Here is a 16,060-nt window from a genome sequence, read left to right on the forward strand (position 1 = left end):
GCAAGGAAGGGAGCAAGGGTCTTGGTAAGAACTATAAATGAGACATTTTTAAAAGCATGTAGGGGGGAACGTACAGAGTATGTACCAGCATGGTATATGCGTCAAGCAGGTCGTTCGCAGCCGGAATATAGAAAGATAAAAGAAAAATATTCTCTATTTGAAATTACACACAATCCAGAGTTATGTGCATACGTTACAAAACTACCAGTTGATCAATATAACGTAGACGCAGCAATTCTTTATAAAGATATTATGTCACCACTACCTGCAATTGGTGTGGATGTTGAAATTAAATCAGGTATTGGTCCAGTTATCGATAATCCAATCCGTTCTTTACAAGACGTAGAAAAACTAGGGGAAATCAATCCAGAAGATGACGTACCGTACATATTAGATACGATTCGTTTATTAACGACGGAAATGTTAGACGTACCGTTAATCGGTTTTTCAGGAGCACCCTTTACACTAGCGAGCTATATGATTGAAGGCGGTCCATCTCGTAATTACCATAATACGAAAGCGTTCATGTATGCAGAGCCGAAAGCTTGGTTCGCTTTAATGGATAAGCTAGCAGATATGGTTATTACATATTTAAAAGCGCAAATTAACGCAGGAGCAAAAGCAGTTCAAATTTTCGATTCTTGGGTTGGAACAGTAAATGTAGCAGATTACCGCGTATTTATTAAACCAGCAATGGAGCGTATTTTCGCAGAAGTTCGCACGATGGGTGTTCCTATGATTATGCACGGTGTTGGCGCTGCACACTTAGTAAATGAGTGGCACGACTTACCGCTTGATGTAGTCGGTTTAGACTGGCGCTTACCGATCGAAGAGGCACGCGCACGCGGCGTTCATAAGGCGGTCCAAGGAAATATGGATCCTTCATTCTTACTTGCGCCATGGTCTGTTATTGAAGAACATGTAAAAGGTATTTTAGATCAAGGAATGAAACAACCAGGTTATATCTTTAACTTAGGTCACGGTGTATTCCCAGAAGTAAATCCAGATACATTAAAACAATTAACTACATTTATTCATGAATACTCTAAAGGGCAGTTAGCGAAGTAAAGGAGAATTGCTGTATGAAAAAGAAAATTGGTTTGCTTGTAATGGCATACGGAACGCCATATAAAGAAGAAGATATTGAACGTTACTATACACATATTCGCAGAGGAAGAAAGCCAAGTCCTGAAATGCTAGAAGATTTAACAGAGCGCTACCGTGCAATTGGTGGTATTTCTCCTTTAGCTACTATTACATTAGAGCAAGCTAAAAAGTTAGAGACGCGTTTAAATGAAGTACAAGATGAAGTAGAGTACCATATGTATCTTGGCTTAAAACATATCGAACCGTTTATTGAAGATGCGGTGAAAGATATGTATAACGACGGCATACAAGATGCAATTGCACTTGTTCTTGCGCCTCACTATTCTACGTTTAGCGTGAAATCATACGTTGGACGAGCACAAGAAGAAGCTGAGAAACTTGGAAACTTAACAATTCATGGCATCGATAGCTGGTATAAAGAACCGAAATTCATCCAGTACTGGGTTGATGCAGTGAAAGGTATATATAACGGTATGTCAGAAGCAGAGCGTGAAAAAGCAGTATTAATCGTATCTGCACACAGCTTACCAGAAAAAATTATCGCAATGGGCGATCCATATCCAGATCAATTAAATGAAACAGCTGATTATATTGCACGCGGTGCAGAAGTAGCAAACTACGCAGTTGGTTGGCAAAGTGCCGGAAATACACCAGATCCTTGGATTGGTCCAGATGTACAAGATTTAACGAGAGAACTAAATGAAAAGTACGGATACAGTTCATTCGTATATGCACCAGTTGGATTTGTTGCGGAACATTTAGAAGTTTTATATGACAACGACTTTGAGTGTAAAGTTGTAACGGATGAAATTGGCGCGAAATATTATCGTCCAGAAATGCCAAATGCATCGGACGCATTCATTGACTGTTTAGCTGATGTTGTATTAAAGAAAAAAGAATCTGTAATGTAAGAAGAAAGGGGGAGCATGCTTGAGGAAAAAAGTTGTAATCATCGGCGGTGGTATCACTGGATTAACAACAATGTATCACTTACAAAAAGAAATTCATGACAAGAACTTGCCGATCGATACAGTACTTATAGAAGCATCGGGTAGACTTGGCGGGAAAATTCAAACCGTTCGAAAAGATGGATTTACAATTGAACGCGGACCAGATTCTTTCTTAGCGAGAAAAGAAAGCGCAGCTAAATTAGCGAGAGAATTAGGCCTTGGTGATGAAATTGTAGAGAATACGACCGGTCAATCATTCGTTCTTGTAAACAATCGGTTACATAAAATGCCGAGCGGATCAATGATGGGAATTCCAACGCAAATTACTCCGTTTCTATTTTCCGGCTTGTTCTCCCCAATTGGTAAATTAAGAGCTGGTTTTGATCTGTTAATGCCTAGATCAAAACCAGTATCTGATCAATCACTCGGGCAGTTTTTCAGACATCGCCTCGGAAACGAAGTAGTTGAAAATTTAATAGAACCATTATTATCTGGTGTGTATGCTGGGGATATTGATGAAATGAGTCTTATGTCTACATTCCCGCAGTTATATCAAATGGAGCAAAAACATCGTAGTATTTCACTTGGCATGCGTACGCTCGCTCCGAAAGAAGAGAAGGCTGCACCGAAAAAGGGAATCTTCCAAACGGTGAAAACAGGTTTAGAATCTATAGTAGAATCTCTTGAAGTGAAGATTCATGAAGGTACGGTAATGAAGGGAACACGTATTGAAAAAATCGCGAAGCTTGCTGACGTTTATACGATTACACTTAGTAACGGAAAAGAAATCGAAGCAGATGCGATTGTTATGGCAGCCTCGCATAAAGTATTGCCGTCTATGTTTGCCCAGTACAAGCAGTTCCGTTTCTTCCGCAACATTCCTTCTACATCCGTTGCAAATGTGGCACTTGCATTCCCGAAATCAGCTATTCAGCGTGATATTGCTGGTACGGGATTTGTCGTATCTCGAAATAGCGATTACACAATTACAGCATGTACGTGGACACATAAAAAATGGCCGCACACAACGCCAGAAGAGAAGGCGCTTCTTCGTTGCTACGTTGGACGCCCTGGTGATGAAGCGGTTGTAGAACAAACCGATGAGGAAATTGTACAGCTCGTCTTAGAGGACTTACAAAAGACGATGGACATTACAATGGATCCAGACTTCACAATGGTGAGTCGCTGGAAAGAAGCGATGCCTCAATATACAGTAGGTCATAACGAGCGAATGAAGAAACTCACAACATTTATGGAGAAAGAGTTGCCAGGTATATACTTGGCAGGTAGTTCTTACGCTGGTTCTGGTCTTCCGGACTGTATTGAGCAAGGTGAGAAAGCCGCAAAGCGTGCACTATCTCATTTGGGAAAAGTAATGGAGACTGAATTAATCGTACAATAAAATATAAGAAACGCCTTCAATTATATTGAAGGCGTTTCGTTTGTTATATAAAATATTTATTCGCCAATAAACATATATAAGTTATTTGGTTTTATCACAGCATCTCCTGCATAAATAATCCACTCTGTTAAGTTATCAAAATCTAAATGATAACTATTTCCTTCACTCATCTCTTCTATAAAATACGGTTCATTAATGAGTATTCCTTGAATGAGATCTTCCGTAAGGTCTTGCATTTCAAACCACATATGTTCACTTTTTCCTTCTTCGTAAGAGACACCAAACTTAGCGAGGAAACGGAAATCTTCATTTGATTGTTCAATTTGAAAAATGTTGCTGAAATACCCGAAAGTATTTTTTGCATTATAAGCCATACGAGCCGTTTCACTATTTGTTTTATAGAACATGAGCCCTGTAGCTTCTTCGTGTTCTTTGAAAAAGCTTTCTATATATTCTCCTGAAGTATTATATTGGAACAAGAGAACAGAGGGAGATTGATGGTATTCATCTCGGGCATCCATCCCGCCAAGAAATATGTTTTGTGCATCTATTGGTTGTAATTTCACTTCTTCATCTTCAATTGAAGATAATTGATCCATACTCGTTTTACGTCCGATATAAGATAAACCTTTTTCCCACGGAACAGCTACTGTATGTATGGAACCTTGCTGACTATGTGCAATAACGATAGGCTCATTCATTGGAACTTGGCCATTCTCAACGGCATTATTAGCAAATGTTTGAAAAAGATCGCCAATGCCGTAGTAGGAAGAAATGCGATTTGGAATAATTAATTCTATTTCAGTTACGCCTGCTCTTAAAAGGCCGTGTGTATGAAACCAATATTGCGTAGGCTCGCCTTCTTTATCGTCTTCATATACGGAATGAATAACGTATAAGTCAGGAATGTCAGGTAACAATTCATTTTCAACGTGATATTCAATATAGCTTCTAGATATCACTTTCATTGCTGCGCTTGAATCGATTACAAATAACAAATCTGGGGCAAGGTTCCATAAAAATTGTAACTGCTGGAAAAAGCAGTCCAGTACATCGCCTACAAATAGCGTACGAGTGAAAATTTCAGTGCCGAAAGCCGCATTTTCAAAAGTACGATCTACTATTGTGGAATCTTGTCTATTGTACATTTTATATTCTTCTGGATCATTCGTTTCATCAATATGCAGTTCATACGGTATGACTTTTTCATCCATATGTAACTCAACAATAAGGCTTGTCTCATCACTATAAACAATTTTTAATTCATCAACTTTAGTAGAGATAGTTTCTAGCCTCTGTTTTAGCTGATCAATTGTAATTCTAGTTGGTATAACAGCAATCATATCTGAAAAATGACGTTCTAATGTTCCATTCATAGCCGCGCGGTATGTTTCTGTTTGCATTTCCATCCAATCACTCCTATTCAAATGAATCCATTTTACATGCCAATGAAATTTCGGTATTTTCTGTTTTTTCATTCTTTCATATTATAAAATACATTCGTAGAAGGTGTAAAATTATTATTTTGTATTATAATTTGAAAACGAGTAAATTAGATTAATTTTTTGTAAAAGTTGTCGAAATATTGTTCTATATAACGAATCATTTGATATGATAGACATGTTGAGAAAATATGAAATAGGGAGAGGAAATGGCTGTGAAGAAATTGTTAAGTGTCTTTTTATCACTTTTGCTATTGCTTTCATTTACTGGAACTTTAGCGCAAGCAGAAGAAACTACTTCTATGTCAGTAGAAAAAGCAATTCAAGTATTTAAGCAGCAAGGGAAAACGAAGGGGATAGTGGAAGGATATATCGTTGGATATACGCAAGGTCCTTCTAAGTACACGAAGGATCCGGCTAAGTTTGACGACACAAACGTAGCAATTGCCGATTCGCCAAATGAAACGAATCCAGACAAAATCATGCCTGTTCAGTTGCCAAAAGGCGATGTAAGATCGGCAGTAAATGTGAAAGATCACCCTGAAAATATAGGGAAGAAAGTACAGTTAACAGGGACACTTGAATTATATTTTAGTAGCCCAGGTTTAAAATCAACAACAGCTTACAAGTTTCAAGGAGAAGGACAAAACCGTGTTAGCGATGTAGTAGCTTCACCGGGCGGCGGGGAAGTTGCGAAAGGAACAGCGGTAACATTAACAACAAACACAGAAGGAGCAACAATCTACTATACGCTAGATGGCTCTACTCCTACTAACAAGAGTGTTCTTTATAACGGACAAATTATAGTAAATGAAAATAGCGTAATTAAAGCAATCGCAGAAAAAGAAGGGCTTACTTCTTCGGCGGTTTCGACATTTTCATTTATTATCGTAAACAATGAACCAGTTCGTATTCATGATATTCAAGGGAAATCACATATTTCTCCTTACAAAGGTAAGAAAGTATACGGTGTGGAAGGCGTTGTAACAGCGCTCGATAAAAATGGTTTTTATATAGAAGATAATCAACCGGATAATGATCCAGCTACGTCAGAAGGTATGTACGTATACAAAAAAGATGCGAATGTAGCAGTAGGAGATCTTATTCAAGTTGATGGAGAAGTAGAAGAATATGTTGGACCTGGATATGCAGAAAGGTTTGAAACAGACTTAACAACGACTGAAATTAAGGCGAGCCGCGTTGCTGTAATCGCAAAGGATCAACCGTTACCAGCACCGATCGTACTTGGAGAAAATGGTGTAAAAATCCCGGATCAAATTATTGATAATGATGCATTCGGTTTATTTGATCCAAATGAAGATGGAATTGACTTTTATGAAAGTGTAGAAGGTATGCGCGTTACGATGCCAACGCCAAAAATTATTGCACCTCAGAAAAACGGGAATTTATATGTAACAGTAAAAAATGGCGGGGATAAAGTAGTAACGAAATATGGCACACCTCTTTTAGATGAAAATCAATTAAACCCAGAGCGTCTTTCTGTAAAAGTACCTCGTGATTATGTAGCAAAAGTAGGAGATACTTTCACAGGAGATATAACAGGCGTAGTCGGATATGATTACGGTGCGTTCCGTATTTCACCCGTAACGGAATTACCAGCTGTAGTAGACGGTGGATTTAAGCAAGTAGGGGCAAATATTCAGCCGCGTCTTGATAAATTAACAGTTGCTACATATAACATTGAAAACTTCTCGGCAAATAAAAAAGAAACAACAGATGAAAAAGTAAAAGCGTTAGCGTATTCTATTAAATACAATTTAAAAATGCCAGATATTATCGGTGTAGAGGAAATGCAAGATAATAACGGAACGATTAATGACGGTACAACAGATGCTTCGTTAAGTGCAAAACGTATCATTGATGCAGTGCTAGAAATTCGTGGTCCGAAGTATGAGTATGTAGAAATTGCTCCAAACAACAATCAAGACGGAGGAGCACCAGGAGCTAACATTCGCGTCGGTTTCTTCTACAACCCATCACGCGTGAAATTAGCGACAGTACCGAAGTTACTTGATAAAAACGTTGTCCGCATTGGAGACGAAAATCCATTATTTGGAAGTACGCGTAAACCGTTAGCGGCAGAATTTACGTTCCAAGGACAAAACGTTGTTGTCGTTGCAAATCACTTAAACTCAAAAATAGGAGATGCAACGCCATTTGGAAAAGTACAACCTCTTGTATTAGAAAGTGAAGAAAAACGAATTCAGTTAGCACAAGAAGTAAATCATTTCGTACAAGATATTCAGAAGAAGAATGCAAATGCACCAGTTGTTGTGGTAGGTGATATGAACGATTTCGAGTTCGCTAAACCACTAAAAACATTAGAAGGAACAAACTTAAAAAATATGTTAAACACAGTGCCGAAGGAGAACCGCTACACGTACATTCATGAAGGAAATGCACAAGTGTTAGATCATATTTTAGTAACAAACAACATCGCACCGCACACAATTGTAGACCCAGTACACTTAAACTCAAACATTATGAAAGAGCACGGACGTGTAAGTGACCACGACCCAGTACTTGCTCAAATTGATTTGAAGAAAGCTTCTTAAAGGAGGGAACGCTTAGGTGACTAAGCGTTCTTTTTTGTTTTTTCATCGGCATATAATTATGAAGAGGGAATTCCTTTTTTTGTAATATGATGATAAAATTAATTAAATATTCAGTTTTATAAGGAGGTTAACGATGCAAGCACAAATACATGGAAAATTAATGAACCAGCTAGCGATTTTTTTTAGTAGTATTGTCTTGCTTCAATTTGTTGCCGAGATAACAGGGCTTACACAGAATTTAGATATTACGTATAACTTAATCAATACAGCAGCGTCCTATATAACATTTAGTTTGGCTGTTATCTTCACTTTAATAGGAGCAAGAAGAGAATTAAGTAAATATGCAATTATTTCATTATGTTTAGTTGTAGGTATTAAAGCGATTTACTTTGCGGCGGTTGTTATTTTATGGGGATTGGCTGGTACGCCGTAAAAGAGGGGATGGTTATATGAGTAGTGAAAGTGTACGATTCGTAAATGTAAACGACAATAATCTTTATGTAAAAATGTTAGGGGTAGGTGAACCAATCATATTTCTTCATGGAGGACCTGGAAGTGAACACCGCTTTTTTCTTCCCTATATGGCTCCGCTAGCAGAAAAATTTCAACTAGTTTTTTATGATCAAACAGGTTGTGGGGAATCGGAAGAGCCAAAGGATAAACAATATTCTATGAGGAATGAGGTTGAAAACTTAGAAGCATTGCGTGTGCAATTGGGGTTTGAGAAAATAAATATATTTGGGGAATCATGGGGATCAATGCTTGCGTTACTGTATGCAACTACATATCCCGAACGAGTGAATAAATTACTTTTAACAGCTGCGATAGGAGTTAATGTGAAAGGGTTAGAAAGATTTGGAGAAGAACTGCAAAAGAGATTAACGGAAGAGGACAAAGTAATTATTTCTGAAATAAACAAGAAGATTAAAGTAGGAGAGGCTTCTATATACGAGATGTTACAAGTGTTAGATCCTTATTATGTGTTTGCTATAGAAACTTTAACTTATAAAAAGAAAACAACCTTTAGTAATGAAGTTAACACGATACTAGGTGCAGATATGGTGGGAAATTATGATGTGACTAAACATGTAGAAAGGCTCTCGAAAATTCCGATTCTAATTGCACAAGGGAGTCATGATATATTAACTCTTACTACTATAAAAGAACATTTTATAGAGTACATACCTCATATAGAGTTTTTAGAAATTACAAATTGTGGACATTGGACGGTAGTGGAGCAGCCAAAGCAAATGTGTAATATCGCGTATAACTTTTTTGAAAACTGATAATAAGAGCGTAATTCCGAATCGAACTTAGGGAATTACGCTCTTATTCGTTCAATCGTTTAGTCTGAAATGGCTTGAAACGCTTTTCTACACCGATCTCTTCTTTGCAGTCTTCTTTTGTACCTTTTTTTATCACGCTGTACGCCTTTTATGTACATGCATAGGCTAACGAAGAGGAAGAAAGCACATTGCAACATTAAAATATATGGTGACATGCCTTGCAATGGTTGTTTCGGATCATATAAATGAATAGGTGCCCCGCCGATTGTAGGGAATATTGTATTTAACAGGACGTAAGGAATGGAGGTAACTGCAAATGGAAATAGAATCGCCATATAGTCCTTTTGTGACCATACAGATGCAGCAAGTCCTAAAAGAGCCATTAAACCTGCAAATAAAAAATTAATGCCGATATATACAATAATGTAAGTGAGGGGAGAATCGTAATATAAGTTTGCGAACATCCCATTGTCGTTTATTATGCCAGTACCGAAGGCAGGTGCTCCGTTTGGAATGGTTAAAATGCAAAATAATAACGATAAGATGAATGGAAACGTATAAAGAATTCCTCCGCAAAAAAATGTAACGATATATTTCGTAACTGAATAAGGGAATAAAGAAATCCTTTTACTAATAAACGGTTTAAAATCATCTGATTTATCCGAGTTGTAACTCGTACTAAAGGGGAGACTGGCAATAACGGGCATTAATAATAAATAAACATCCATTTCATTATCCCGAAATCCAATCCATTTAAAAGCTGTTGTTACAAACACATCCGTTCCGTCTCCAATATAACGAATTACATAATAATAATGATAAATAGAAATAAGAGCTAATCCACTAAACATAATAATTAAAGAAACACGATTACAAAAAGCTTGCTTTATATTTAAACGAAGCGCACGCATCATGAATGAAAAAGCCTCCACTATTTTGATAAACTTGTCTATTTTCTATATTACTATTAATTGTAAAGATTTTCTTGTTTTTTCATTTGATTATTTAAAAAAGAGGAATTTTGTTGTTGATAAGTAAGGTTTATCTTTATTCTTAAGAACACCTTTTCCTTTTCTCTTTTCTTCTGATACACTATGGACAGTATCATATACACTGACTGGAATTTTTTTATACTGGGAATAATTAAAAAAGAGAACTTGTATAGAATGTAAGCGTGTGGTAATATCGAAAGTGTACTAATTGACTACATTATCCAATTGGTCATTTTTGGAGGTGACGATGTGGCGATAGATCGAAAACGTTCTATTATTGAAGCTGCAACAAAGTCTTTTTCAGCGTTCGGTTATAAAGCAACAACGATGGATCAAGTAGCGAAATTAGCGAATGTAGGAAAAGGAACAATTTATACTTTTTTCAAAAATAAAGAAGAGCTATTTGGCGAAATTATTTCTAATTTAATTACAGAAATGAGGCAAGTTGCAAAAGATGCAATTCGTCCAGATATTTCATTTTTTGAAAATGTACATAGAGCATTATATAGCATATTAGAATTTAGAAAAGAACATCAGCTCATGATTAAATTAATTCAAGAAGAGCGCGATATGGGAACGAAAGAAGTACAAGAAGTGATGCAACAAGTTGATGTGGAAATCGTTTCTGTTATTCAATCGTATTTAGAAATGGCGATTGAAAAAGGTGAAATTAGCAAATGCGATCCAGAAATTACAGCATTTATTATGCTTCGCCTATACGTATCGCTTATTTTTGATTGGGAAAAAAATCATGAACCGTTAGAAAAAGAAAAAATTGCAGAGTTATTTGAACTGTATTTATTAAAAGGATTGTCAAATTAAGATAATCCTTTTCTTCTGATGAAAAATGGGCATATGAACAAAGTGGTCATAGAGCAATTGCTTCATTAACTTGGATACACAAACGACAATTTAAAAATATTGCTGAAAATCAATCGGTTGAAGCGTAGAGAAAAGCACCTTTTTGGTGCTTTTTTTATTGCAGTGCAGGACATCTTTTCTGTAGTTCGTATACAAATACTTCCCAAATCTCTAGAAATAAAAGTAAAGGAATTACAACAATTTACAGAGAAACATAGAAGAGAGGAGTTGATATGATGAAAGAAAATCTTACTTACTATTTTTTCTTGTATCCACTCATTTTCTTCCTCATTTTTGCCCTTTCACCTATCTTGTTTCATAAAGAAGAATATACAAGTATGAAAGATACACTGGGAATCCTTTTATTCTACTATGTGTTAATTAGTGGATATTACGTTATTGATGTTGTAAGTGAAAGAATGAAGAAAAAAGTGGAATTTTATTATAGAAAAACCGATGGAGGGTAACAAAATGACCGAAAGTGAAATGAAATTCAGAGATACGACCATTCGTAACTTTTTCGATAAAGAAGACCGCCTAAAATCGATTCCAGGTCAAAAAAAGAAAAAACTAGTATTGCTAGAGCATTTAGTTAGCAAATTAAACGCTGAAAATCAGTATACGGAAAAAGAAATGAATACATTTATAAAACAATATCATGAGGATTTTTGTACAATTAGACGCGAATTTATTGTACATGGGTTTATGGACAGAGAGGATAATATGTACTACATAAACGGGAGAGAAGTTTGGACGAAGTGGGAGGAGTTAAAATAATGAATCAGTGGGGAGACCTTATGTTATCTATTCATCTTTGTAGTAAAAGGTACGAGGTGATTCAGTGATACGATTAGCAAAAGAGGTTGATGCGGAGTCCATTATGGATATTAGAAAAGAAATTATATTATCGGAGGCTACTACAAAGTTTTTCATAGTGTCTCCAAATCAATTACAAAATGATATTGATGCAGAAAGAGAAAAGATACGGAAAAGCAATGAAAAAGGTAATCTTTACATAGTTTATGAAGTAGATAGTAAAGTAGTTGGCTTTTTACTTTTCAATCGATATGAACTAGAACGTTTACGACATGCAGGCACAATGGGAATGGGGATTAGAGAGGTGTACTGTAATCAGGGCATTGGTACGAAGCTAATTGAATTTCTTATTAGTTGGGCTAAAGGGCAGAAAGGTTTAGAGAAAATTTGTTTAGGCGTAGTTTCTATTAATGACCGCGCGATTAAGGTGTATAAACGTATGGGATTTGTAGAAGAAGGAAGACAAAGAAAGCAAATTAAATATGAAGATGGATCGTATGGAGATGACGTATTGATGGGGTTTTATATTCAATAAAAAAGAGAGGTCTTCGGTTAGTAGCAAGGTAACATGCTTGGATACGGGATTTTATGAGTAGTCATATAGTAAGTGAATATTTTAGTGAAGAAACTGCCAATAGTGGCAGTTTCTTTTTAGTGGAAATGTTAACTCTTAGCAAACCTTCAGTTCCAGTCGATCTTTCTGACGAAGATGATGCGCAAAATGCATAGAAATAAGCTGGAACCATTCTGCAGCATTTAAGTAACCAAGCCCAGGATGCTCGACCTTACAGTCACTTGCAATAGAAGGGAGTGTTGGTTCTGTATGTTTTACAACTGTAATTAATTCTAGAAATTGTTTTTGTACGCCTTCTTTGTTAGCTGGGTTTTCGGGTGTATATCCAGGATGACCGGGTACTTTTATTTGTATATCTGGGAAAGTACCAAGTTTATATACTTTTTCACCCATATCCGTTTTCGTACTAGTTACTGATGGTGTTTCAGTTTTACATTTTGCAATCGCATCTAACTGCATGTATGTAGAGGCAATTAAATGATTATACATTTGACCGAGAGACCATTCTTCACTAGAAGGCTTCATTCTAAATTGTTCTATAGAGTATTTTTCTAATTCCTCTATGTAATATGTTGCTAACTCCTCGAATTTCTTCATATTGTTAACTCCTTTTTATGAAAATGTATTTGTTAATACCCACAATAAAGGAGGGCTACTGACAACATTATGTCAGTAGTAAAATAAAAATTTAAAGTTTTAACATTTTTTTTGCTTCATCACGAATTTTCTCAGAAAGAACGTTTGGCTCAAGTACTTGCACTTGGCTCCCCCAGCTCAATACCCATTGAAATATTTCATCTATGCTTCTTGATTTCAAAAAAACATGAAAACCATTATCTTTATGTTCGTATGAATCTATAAAAAAGTATCGTGATTCAATAATTTTATGTGCAATATGAGATGGGAACAATAAATGAATTGTAACAGTACGATTGCTTTCAGGTTGATAGTCTTGCAAAGAAAAGTCTTTCGGTTTTGTAAAGAATTTTTGCTCTTGCTGCAATGTATCCATACGATCTAAACGGAAATTACGTATTTGTTTTCGAAGTAAACAATGGGCAACGATGTACCAAATTCCTGAAATATTAACTAAACCGTAAGGATGAACGGTCCGCTTTATTTTTGCAGTTTCTCTTGGCTTACGATAAGAAAAAGAGATAGTTTGTTCTTTTTGAATAGACTCTTGTAAGAGGATAAGTTGATTTTCAAGTTTTTCTTGTCCAGATCCTTTGTGTGAAAATATAGGAGAAAGGAAACGGAAAGTTCCTTGTAATTCCCGAACCTTCTTTTTTTGATCAGCAGGGAGGACAATTTCAAGTTTTTCTTTTGCTGATTGGGCATGTGCAGAAAAAGAAGAAGTGAAAGTTTTTTCGATATAATCACCGCCTAATAAAAGAGTAACAGCTTCTTCAGGTGTAAGCTGAATAGGTGGTAAGAAATACCCATCCATTAATGAATAACCGTGGCCGGGCATTGCGAAAAGTGGGACGCCAGATTCACTAAGTGCATCCATGTCTCGATAAATAGTTCTTATACTTGTCTCAAATTTTTCAGCTAAGCTTTGTGCTGTAACAGTTTGTCTTCTTTGTAATTCAATTAATATAGCTAATAAACGATCTGTCCGATTCATGAAATATCATCCTTTATAATTATAAATAGGCCTACTATAAACTTCTAAAAGCAGAATAAATTCCCCTCCCATTAACAAGTTTTTCCCTATGTATAATATTAATATAGTAAAATCGTAAGAACCTATATTGCGGTTTCCAATAATATACTATATAATCAGAGTAAGAAAACGTTTTCATGCAAAGGGGGAGAATTTCGTGTCGACTATCGAGGACGTGGCGAAATTAGCGGGGTTATCAAGGACAACGGTTTCTAGGGTGATTAATAATCATCCATATGTTTCAGATGAGAAGAAAAAAAGGGTTCAATTAGCAATGAAGCATTTAGGATTCGTTCCTAATTCCGCGGCGAGAAGACTTCGTAAACAAAAAACGGAAACAATTGCGGTGCTAGTTCCAAGGATTACAAATCCTTTCTTCAGTCGATTTATTGAAGCAATCGAGATTGCTGCTTCTGAACATAAATATAAACTGATTATTTGTCAAACAAGATATTTACCGGAAAAAGAGATGGAGTATTTACAATTATTATCTACGAAACAAGTAGATGGGATTATTCTATGTTCACTAGAAAATCCGTGGGAAGATGTAGAGCCATACTTACAACACGGTCCAATCGTGTTATGTAATGAATATATTGAGGAAGCAAATGTTCCAACAGTGAAGTTTGATCATGCGCAAGGGGCATACATAGCTGCCAAGCATGTGTTAGAACAAGGGTATCGTAATCTTATTTTTTGCCGTGGTAACGAAACCAAAGTTGTTAGCCAACAGCGAAAAATGGGCTTTTTGCGTGCGATTACTGAAAAGAGTAGAGAAGTGGAAGCGATCGATTTTCTTGAAAACGCTTTCTCTTGGGATGATGGAAAGAGAATATTCCATGAAGTATTAAAGGACAAAAAAAATCCTACCGCGATTTTGGCAGGAGGCGACGAGGTAGCAGCTGGAATTATTTCAGAGGCGAAACGCCATGACTGGAGCATTCCAGATGATCTCGCTGTTATCGGTTTTGATAATCAAATTTTAGCGCAGATTACAGAGCCAGGTATTACGACAATTGAACAGCCAATCGATGAGATGGCTCGAAAAGTTGTCGACCTGATGATGGATAAAATCCATACGAAAAATTATAGAAAAAAAGAATTGTATGAGTTTGAACTGGAGCTCTTGGTGAAAGGTTCAACGATGAAGGATACGATGTTATTAGCCTAGTAGACTATGTCTGCTAGGTTTTTTCTGTTCACAAACTACTATTCTTCGTGAACGCAATCGTCACATTTGTTATGGTATGCTTCGTGCTGCTCATCAATTTCTTTCCCGCAATTCGCACAAGTTTTCGTCGGTAAATTTCTGAAAAACTCCATTGGTTGATCGATCATGTCAATCCCTCCATTTCCATTTCTTACTATCATTGTATTAGTACAAAAAACAAAAGTCAACAACTGTTTTATAACAAAATTGAAAATTAATGAAAAAGTTTAGGAAATGGATTATAGTTAACAATGTAGGATGTAAGTAAAAACTGCATTCCTACTCGGTTTTAGAAAGGATGGATACATATGAAAATGACTGTTGTCGGCTTTTGGGGCGGCTTTCCAGAAGCGGGAGAAGCAACGTCGGGGTATTTGTTTGAACACGATGGTTTTCGTTTACTTGTAGACTGTGGTAGTGGTGTACTAGCACAGCTTCAAAAATATATAACACCGTCTAATATAGATGCAGTTGTATTGTCGCACTATCATCACGATCATGTTGCAGATATTGGGGTATTGCAATATGCGAGATTAATTACGAGTGTAGCAAAAGGACAACTACCGGAGTTACCGATATACGGTCATACGTTTGATGAGAATGGGTTCCATTCTTTAACGCATGAACCACATACGAAAGGAATCGCGTACAACCCAGAAGAAACACTTCAAGTTGGACCGTTTTCTATTTCATTTTTAAAAACCGTTCATCCTGTTACATGCTTTGCGATGCGTATTACAGCTGGAGATAATACCGTAGTATACAGCGCTGATTCTAGTTATATTCCTGAATTTATTCCATTCACGAAAGATGCTGATCTTTTCATTTGTGAGTGTAATATGTATGCACATCAAGAGGCTGCAAAAGCGGGGCATATGAATAGTACAGAAGTAGCAAGTATTGCGAAAGAGGCGAATGTAAAAGAACTTTTATTAACGCACTTACCGCATACAGGTAATCCATCCGATTTAGTAACAGAAGCAAAACAAATTTTCAGTGGCCATATTACGTTAGCGCATAGTGGCTACGTATGGAACTCATGAGGTGATATGATGTTATTTATTGATAATAAAGGGTAATTAACTGTTACGATTTATTTAACCAATTATAACGAAAGTTAATTAAATATATCAGTAAGCCCTGCTAGTCAAGTGATTGGCTAGTAGTGAGGGTTA

17 protein-coding genes and 1 pseudogene are annotated in these 16,060 nt (G+C 36.4%); 13 read left to right on the top strand and 5 right to left on the bottom strand.

Going from position 1 to position 16,060, the window contains the following annotated elements; genetic code table 11:
* Positions 1 to 21 precede the first annotated feature (21 nt).
* From hemE to hemY, 3 genes are read left to right on the top strand one after another with little or no spacing between them, the layout of a single operon-like run.
* A complete protein-coding gene (hemE, locus tag ACQKNI_RS18120; protein ID WP_098253336.1) occupies positions 22 to 1,068 on the top strand; it encodes a uroporphyrinogen decarboxylase in 1,047 nt (348 codons plus the stop codon).
* Between the two features lie 14 nt (positions 1,069 to 1,082).
* Positions 1,083 to 2,018: a ferrochelatase gene (gene hemH, locus ACQKNI_RS18125; protein WP_098253335.1), complete on the top strand. Its 936-nt coding sequence runs from the start codon at positions 1,083 to 1,085 to the stop codon at positions 2,016 to 2,018.
* A 19-nt stretch (positions 2,019 to 2,037) separates the two neighbouring features.
* The gene (gene hemY / locus ACQKNI_RS18130; protein ID WP_427282577.1) at positions 2,038 to 3,459 is read left to right on the top strand and encodes a protoporphyrinogen oxidase; all 1,422 of its coding nucleotides are present in this window, start codon (positions 2,038 to 2,040) and stop codon (positions 3,457 to 3,459) included.
* Positions 3,460 to 3,515: 56 nt separating this feature from the next.
* Here the strand turns inward: hemY and ACQKNI_RS18135 are convergent, their stop codons facing one another.
* Entirely contained in the window at positions 3,516 to 4,868 is a 1,353-nt protein-coding gene (locus ACQKNI_RS18135) for a DUF4026 domain-containing protein (RefSeq protein ID WP_088232609.1), read from the bottom strand.
* A gap of 242 nt (positions 4,869 to 5,110) precedes the next feature.
* Here ACQKNI_RS18135 and ACQKNI_RS18140 point away from each other — a divergent pair, with 242 nt between their 5' ends.
* The 3 genes from ACQKNI_RS18140 (at position 5,111) to ACQKNI_RS18150 (ending at position 8,763) form a co-directional block, all read left to right on the top strand.
* Positions 5,111 to 7,477 (top strand): DUF6359 domain-containing protein, encoded by a 2,367-nt coding sequence (locus ACQKNI_RS18140; RefSeq protein ID WP_427282578.1) that lies wholly within the window; start codon positions 5,111 to 5,113, stop codon positions 7,475 to 7,477.
* 133 nt (positions 7,478 to 7,610) lie between these two features.
* Positions 7,611 to 7,910 (top strand): hypothetical protein, encoded by a 300-nt coding sequence (locus ACQKNI_RS18145; protein WP_098253331.1) that lies wholly within the window; start codon positions 7,611 to 7,613, stop codon positions 7,908 to 7,910.
* 16 nt (positions 7,911 to 7,926) lie between these two features.
* Complete coding sequence (locus ACQKNI_RS18150) at positions 7,927 to 8,763, top strand: alpha/beta fold hydrolase (protein WP_088232606.1); 837 nt, start codon at positions 7,927 to 7,929, stop codon at positions 8,761 to 8,763.
* A gap of 59 nt (positions 8,764 to 8,822) precedes the next feature.
* Here ACQKNI_RS18150 and ACQKNI_RS18155 read toward each other — a convergent pair whose 3' ends face one another.
* Positions 8,823 to 9,677, bottom strand: coding sequence for a hypothetical protein (locus ACQKNI_RS18155; protein ID WP_098253329.1), 855 nt, complete (start codon positions 9,675 to 9,677; stop codon positions 8,823 to 8,825).
* A 327-nt stretch (positions 9,678 to 10,004) separates the two neighbouring features.
* Between ACQKNI_RS18155 and ACQKNI_RS18160 the strand changes: the two genes are divergently transcribed.
* The 5 genes and pseudogenes from ACQKNI_RS18160 to ACQKNI_RS18180 all read left to right on the top strand — a co-directional run bounded on the left by ACQKNI_RS18160 (position 10,005) and on the right by ACQKNI_RS18180 (position 11,967).
* Positions 10,005 to 10,577, top strand: a complete 573-nt coding sequence (locus ACQKNI_RS18160; protein ID WP_088232604.1) for a TetR/AcrR family transcriptional regulator — start codon at positions 10,005 to 10,007, stop codon at positions 10,575 to 10,577.
* Positions 10,578 to 10,633: 56 nt separating this feature from the next.
* Positions 10,634 to 10,705, top strand: a pseudogene (locus tag ACQKNI_RS18165) (YhgE/Pip family protein); the annotation flags it as partial.
* 144 nt (positions 10,706 to 10,849) lie between these two features.
* Complete coding sequence (locus ACQKNI_RS18170) at positions 10,850 to 11,083, top strand: hypothetical protein (protein ID WP_098946003.1); 234 nt, start codon at positions 10,850 to 10,852, stop codon at positions 11,081 to 11,083.
* A gap of 4 nt (positions 11,084 to 11,087) precedes the next feature.
* Positions 11,088 to 11,393, top strand: a complete 306-nt coding sequence (locus ACQKNI_RS18175; protein ID WP_141555280.1) for a DUF2087 domain-containing protein — start codon at positions 11,088 to 11,090, stop codon at positions 11,391 to 11,393.
* A 64-nt stretch (positions 11,394 to 11,457) separates the two neighbouring features.
* Entirely contained in the window at positions 11,458 to 11,967 is a 510-nt protein-coding gene (locus ACQKNI_RS18180; RefSeq protein ID WP_088232601.1) for a GNAT family N-acetyltransferase, read from the top strand.
* A 135-nt stretch (positions 11,968 to 12,102) separates the two neighbouring features.
* On the opposite strand, the gene ACQKNI_RS18185 is transcribed toward ACQKNI_RS18180, so the two are convergent.
* Together ACQKNI_RS18185 and ACQKNI_RS18190 are read right to left on the bottom strand one after the other, a co-directional pair.
* Positions 12,103 to 12,603, bottom strand: coding sequence for a DinB family protein (locus tag ACQKNI_RS18185; RefSeq protein WP_088232600.1), 501 nt, complete (start codon positions 12,601 to 12,603; stop codon positions 12,103 to 12,105).
* A 91-nt stretch (positions 12,604 to 12,694) separates the two neighbouring features.
* Complete coding sequence (locus ACQKNI_RS18190; protein WP_088232599.1) at positions 12,695 to 13,636, bottom strand: helix-turn-helix transcriptional regulator; 942 nt, start codon at positions 13,634 to 13,636, stop codon at positions 12,695 to 12,697.
* Positions 13,637 to 13,832: 196 nt separating this feature from the next.
* On the opposite strand from ACQKNI_RS18190, the gene ACQKNI_RS18195 reads away from it, so the two are divergent.
* Positions 13,833 to 14,846, top strand: a complete 1,014-nt coding sequence (locus tag ACQKNI_RS18195; protein WP_000103723.1) for a LacI family DNA-binding transcriptional regulator — start codon at positions 13,833 to 13,835, stop codon at positions 14,844 to 14,846.
* Positions 14,847 to 14,884: 38 nt separating this feature from the next.
* Here ACQKNI_RS18195 and yhfH read toward each other — a convergent pair whose 3' ends face one another.
* Entirely contained in the window at positions 14,885 to 15,013 is a 129-nt protein-coding gene (gene yhfH, locus ACQKNI_RS18200; RefSeq protein ID WP_000567011.1) for a protein YhfH, read from the bottom strand.
* A 180-nt stretch (positions 15,014 to 15,193) separates the two neighbouring features.
* Here yhfH and ACQKNI_RS18205 point away from each other — a divergent pair, with 180 nt between their 5' ends.
* Positions 15,194 to 15,928 carry an MBL fold metallo-hydrolase gene (locus ACQKNI_RS18205; RefSeq protein WP_088232598.1) on the top strand — a complete coding sequence of 245 codons (735 nt, stop codon included), beginning with the start codon at positions 15,194 to 15,196 and terminating at the stop codon, positions 15,926 to 15,928.
* Positions 15,929 to 16,060 lie beyond the last annotated feature (132 nt).

This window comes from Bacillus sp. NPDC094064 (assembly GCF_050279585.1).
Taxonomy (GTDB): Bacteria; Bacillota; Bacilli; order Bacillales; family Bacillaceae_G; genus Bacillus_A.

Excerpts from the sequence above, each read along its gene's own strand:
- hemH (WP_098253335.1), top strand. The coding sequence starts at position 1,083 with ATGAAAAAGAAAATTGGTTTGCTTGTAATGGCATACGGAACGCCATAT.
- ACQKNI_RS18135 (WP_088232609.1), bottom strand. The coding sequence starts at position 4,868 with ATGGAAATGCAAACAGAAACATACCGCGCGGCTATGAATGGAACATTA.
- ACQKNI_RS18140 (WP_427282578.1), top strand. The coding sequence starts at position 5,111 with ATGGCTGTGAAGAAATTGTTAAGTGTCTTTTTATCACTTTTGCTATTG.
- ACQKNI_RS18145 (WP_098253331.1), top strand. The coding sequence starts at position 7,611 with ATGCAAGCACAAATACATGGAAAATTAATGAACCAGCTAGCGATTTTT.
- ACQKNI_RS18150 (WP_088232606.1), top strand. The coding sequence starts at position 7,927 with ATGAGTAGTGAAAGTGTACGATTCGTAAATGTAAACGACAATAATCTT.
- ACQKNI_RS18155 (WP_098253329.1), bottom strand. The coding sequence starts at position 9,677 with ATGATGCGTGCGCTTCGTTTAAATATAAAGCAAGCTTTTTGTAATCGT.
- ACQKNI_RS18170 (WP_098946003.1), top strand. The coding sequence starts at position 10,850 with ATGATGAAAGAAAATCTTACTTACTATTTTTTCTTGTATCCACTCATT.
- ACQKNI_RS18175 (WP_141555280.1), top strand. The coding sequence starts at position 11,088 with ATGACCGAAAGTGAAATGAAATTCAGAGATACGACCATTCGTAACTTT.
- ACQKNI_RS18185 (WP_088232600.1), bottom strand. The coding sequence starts at position 12,603 with ATGAAGAAATTCGAGGAGTTAGCAACATATTACATAGAGGAATTAGAA.
- ACQKNI_RS18190 (WP_088232599.1), bottom strand. The coding sequence starts at position 13,636 with ATGAATCGGACAGATCGTTTATTAGCTATATTAATTGAATTACAAAGA.
- yhfH (WP_000567011.1), bottom strand. The coding sequence starts at position 15,013 with ATGATCGATCAACCAATGGAGTTTTTCAGAAATTTACCGACGAAAACT.
- ACQKNI_RS18205 (WP_088232598.1), top strand. The coding sequence starts at position 15,194 with ATGAAAATGACTGTTGTCGGCTTTTGGGGCGGCTTTCCAGAAGCGGGA.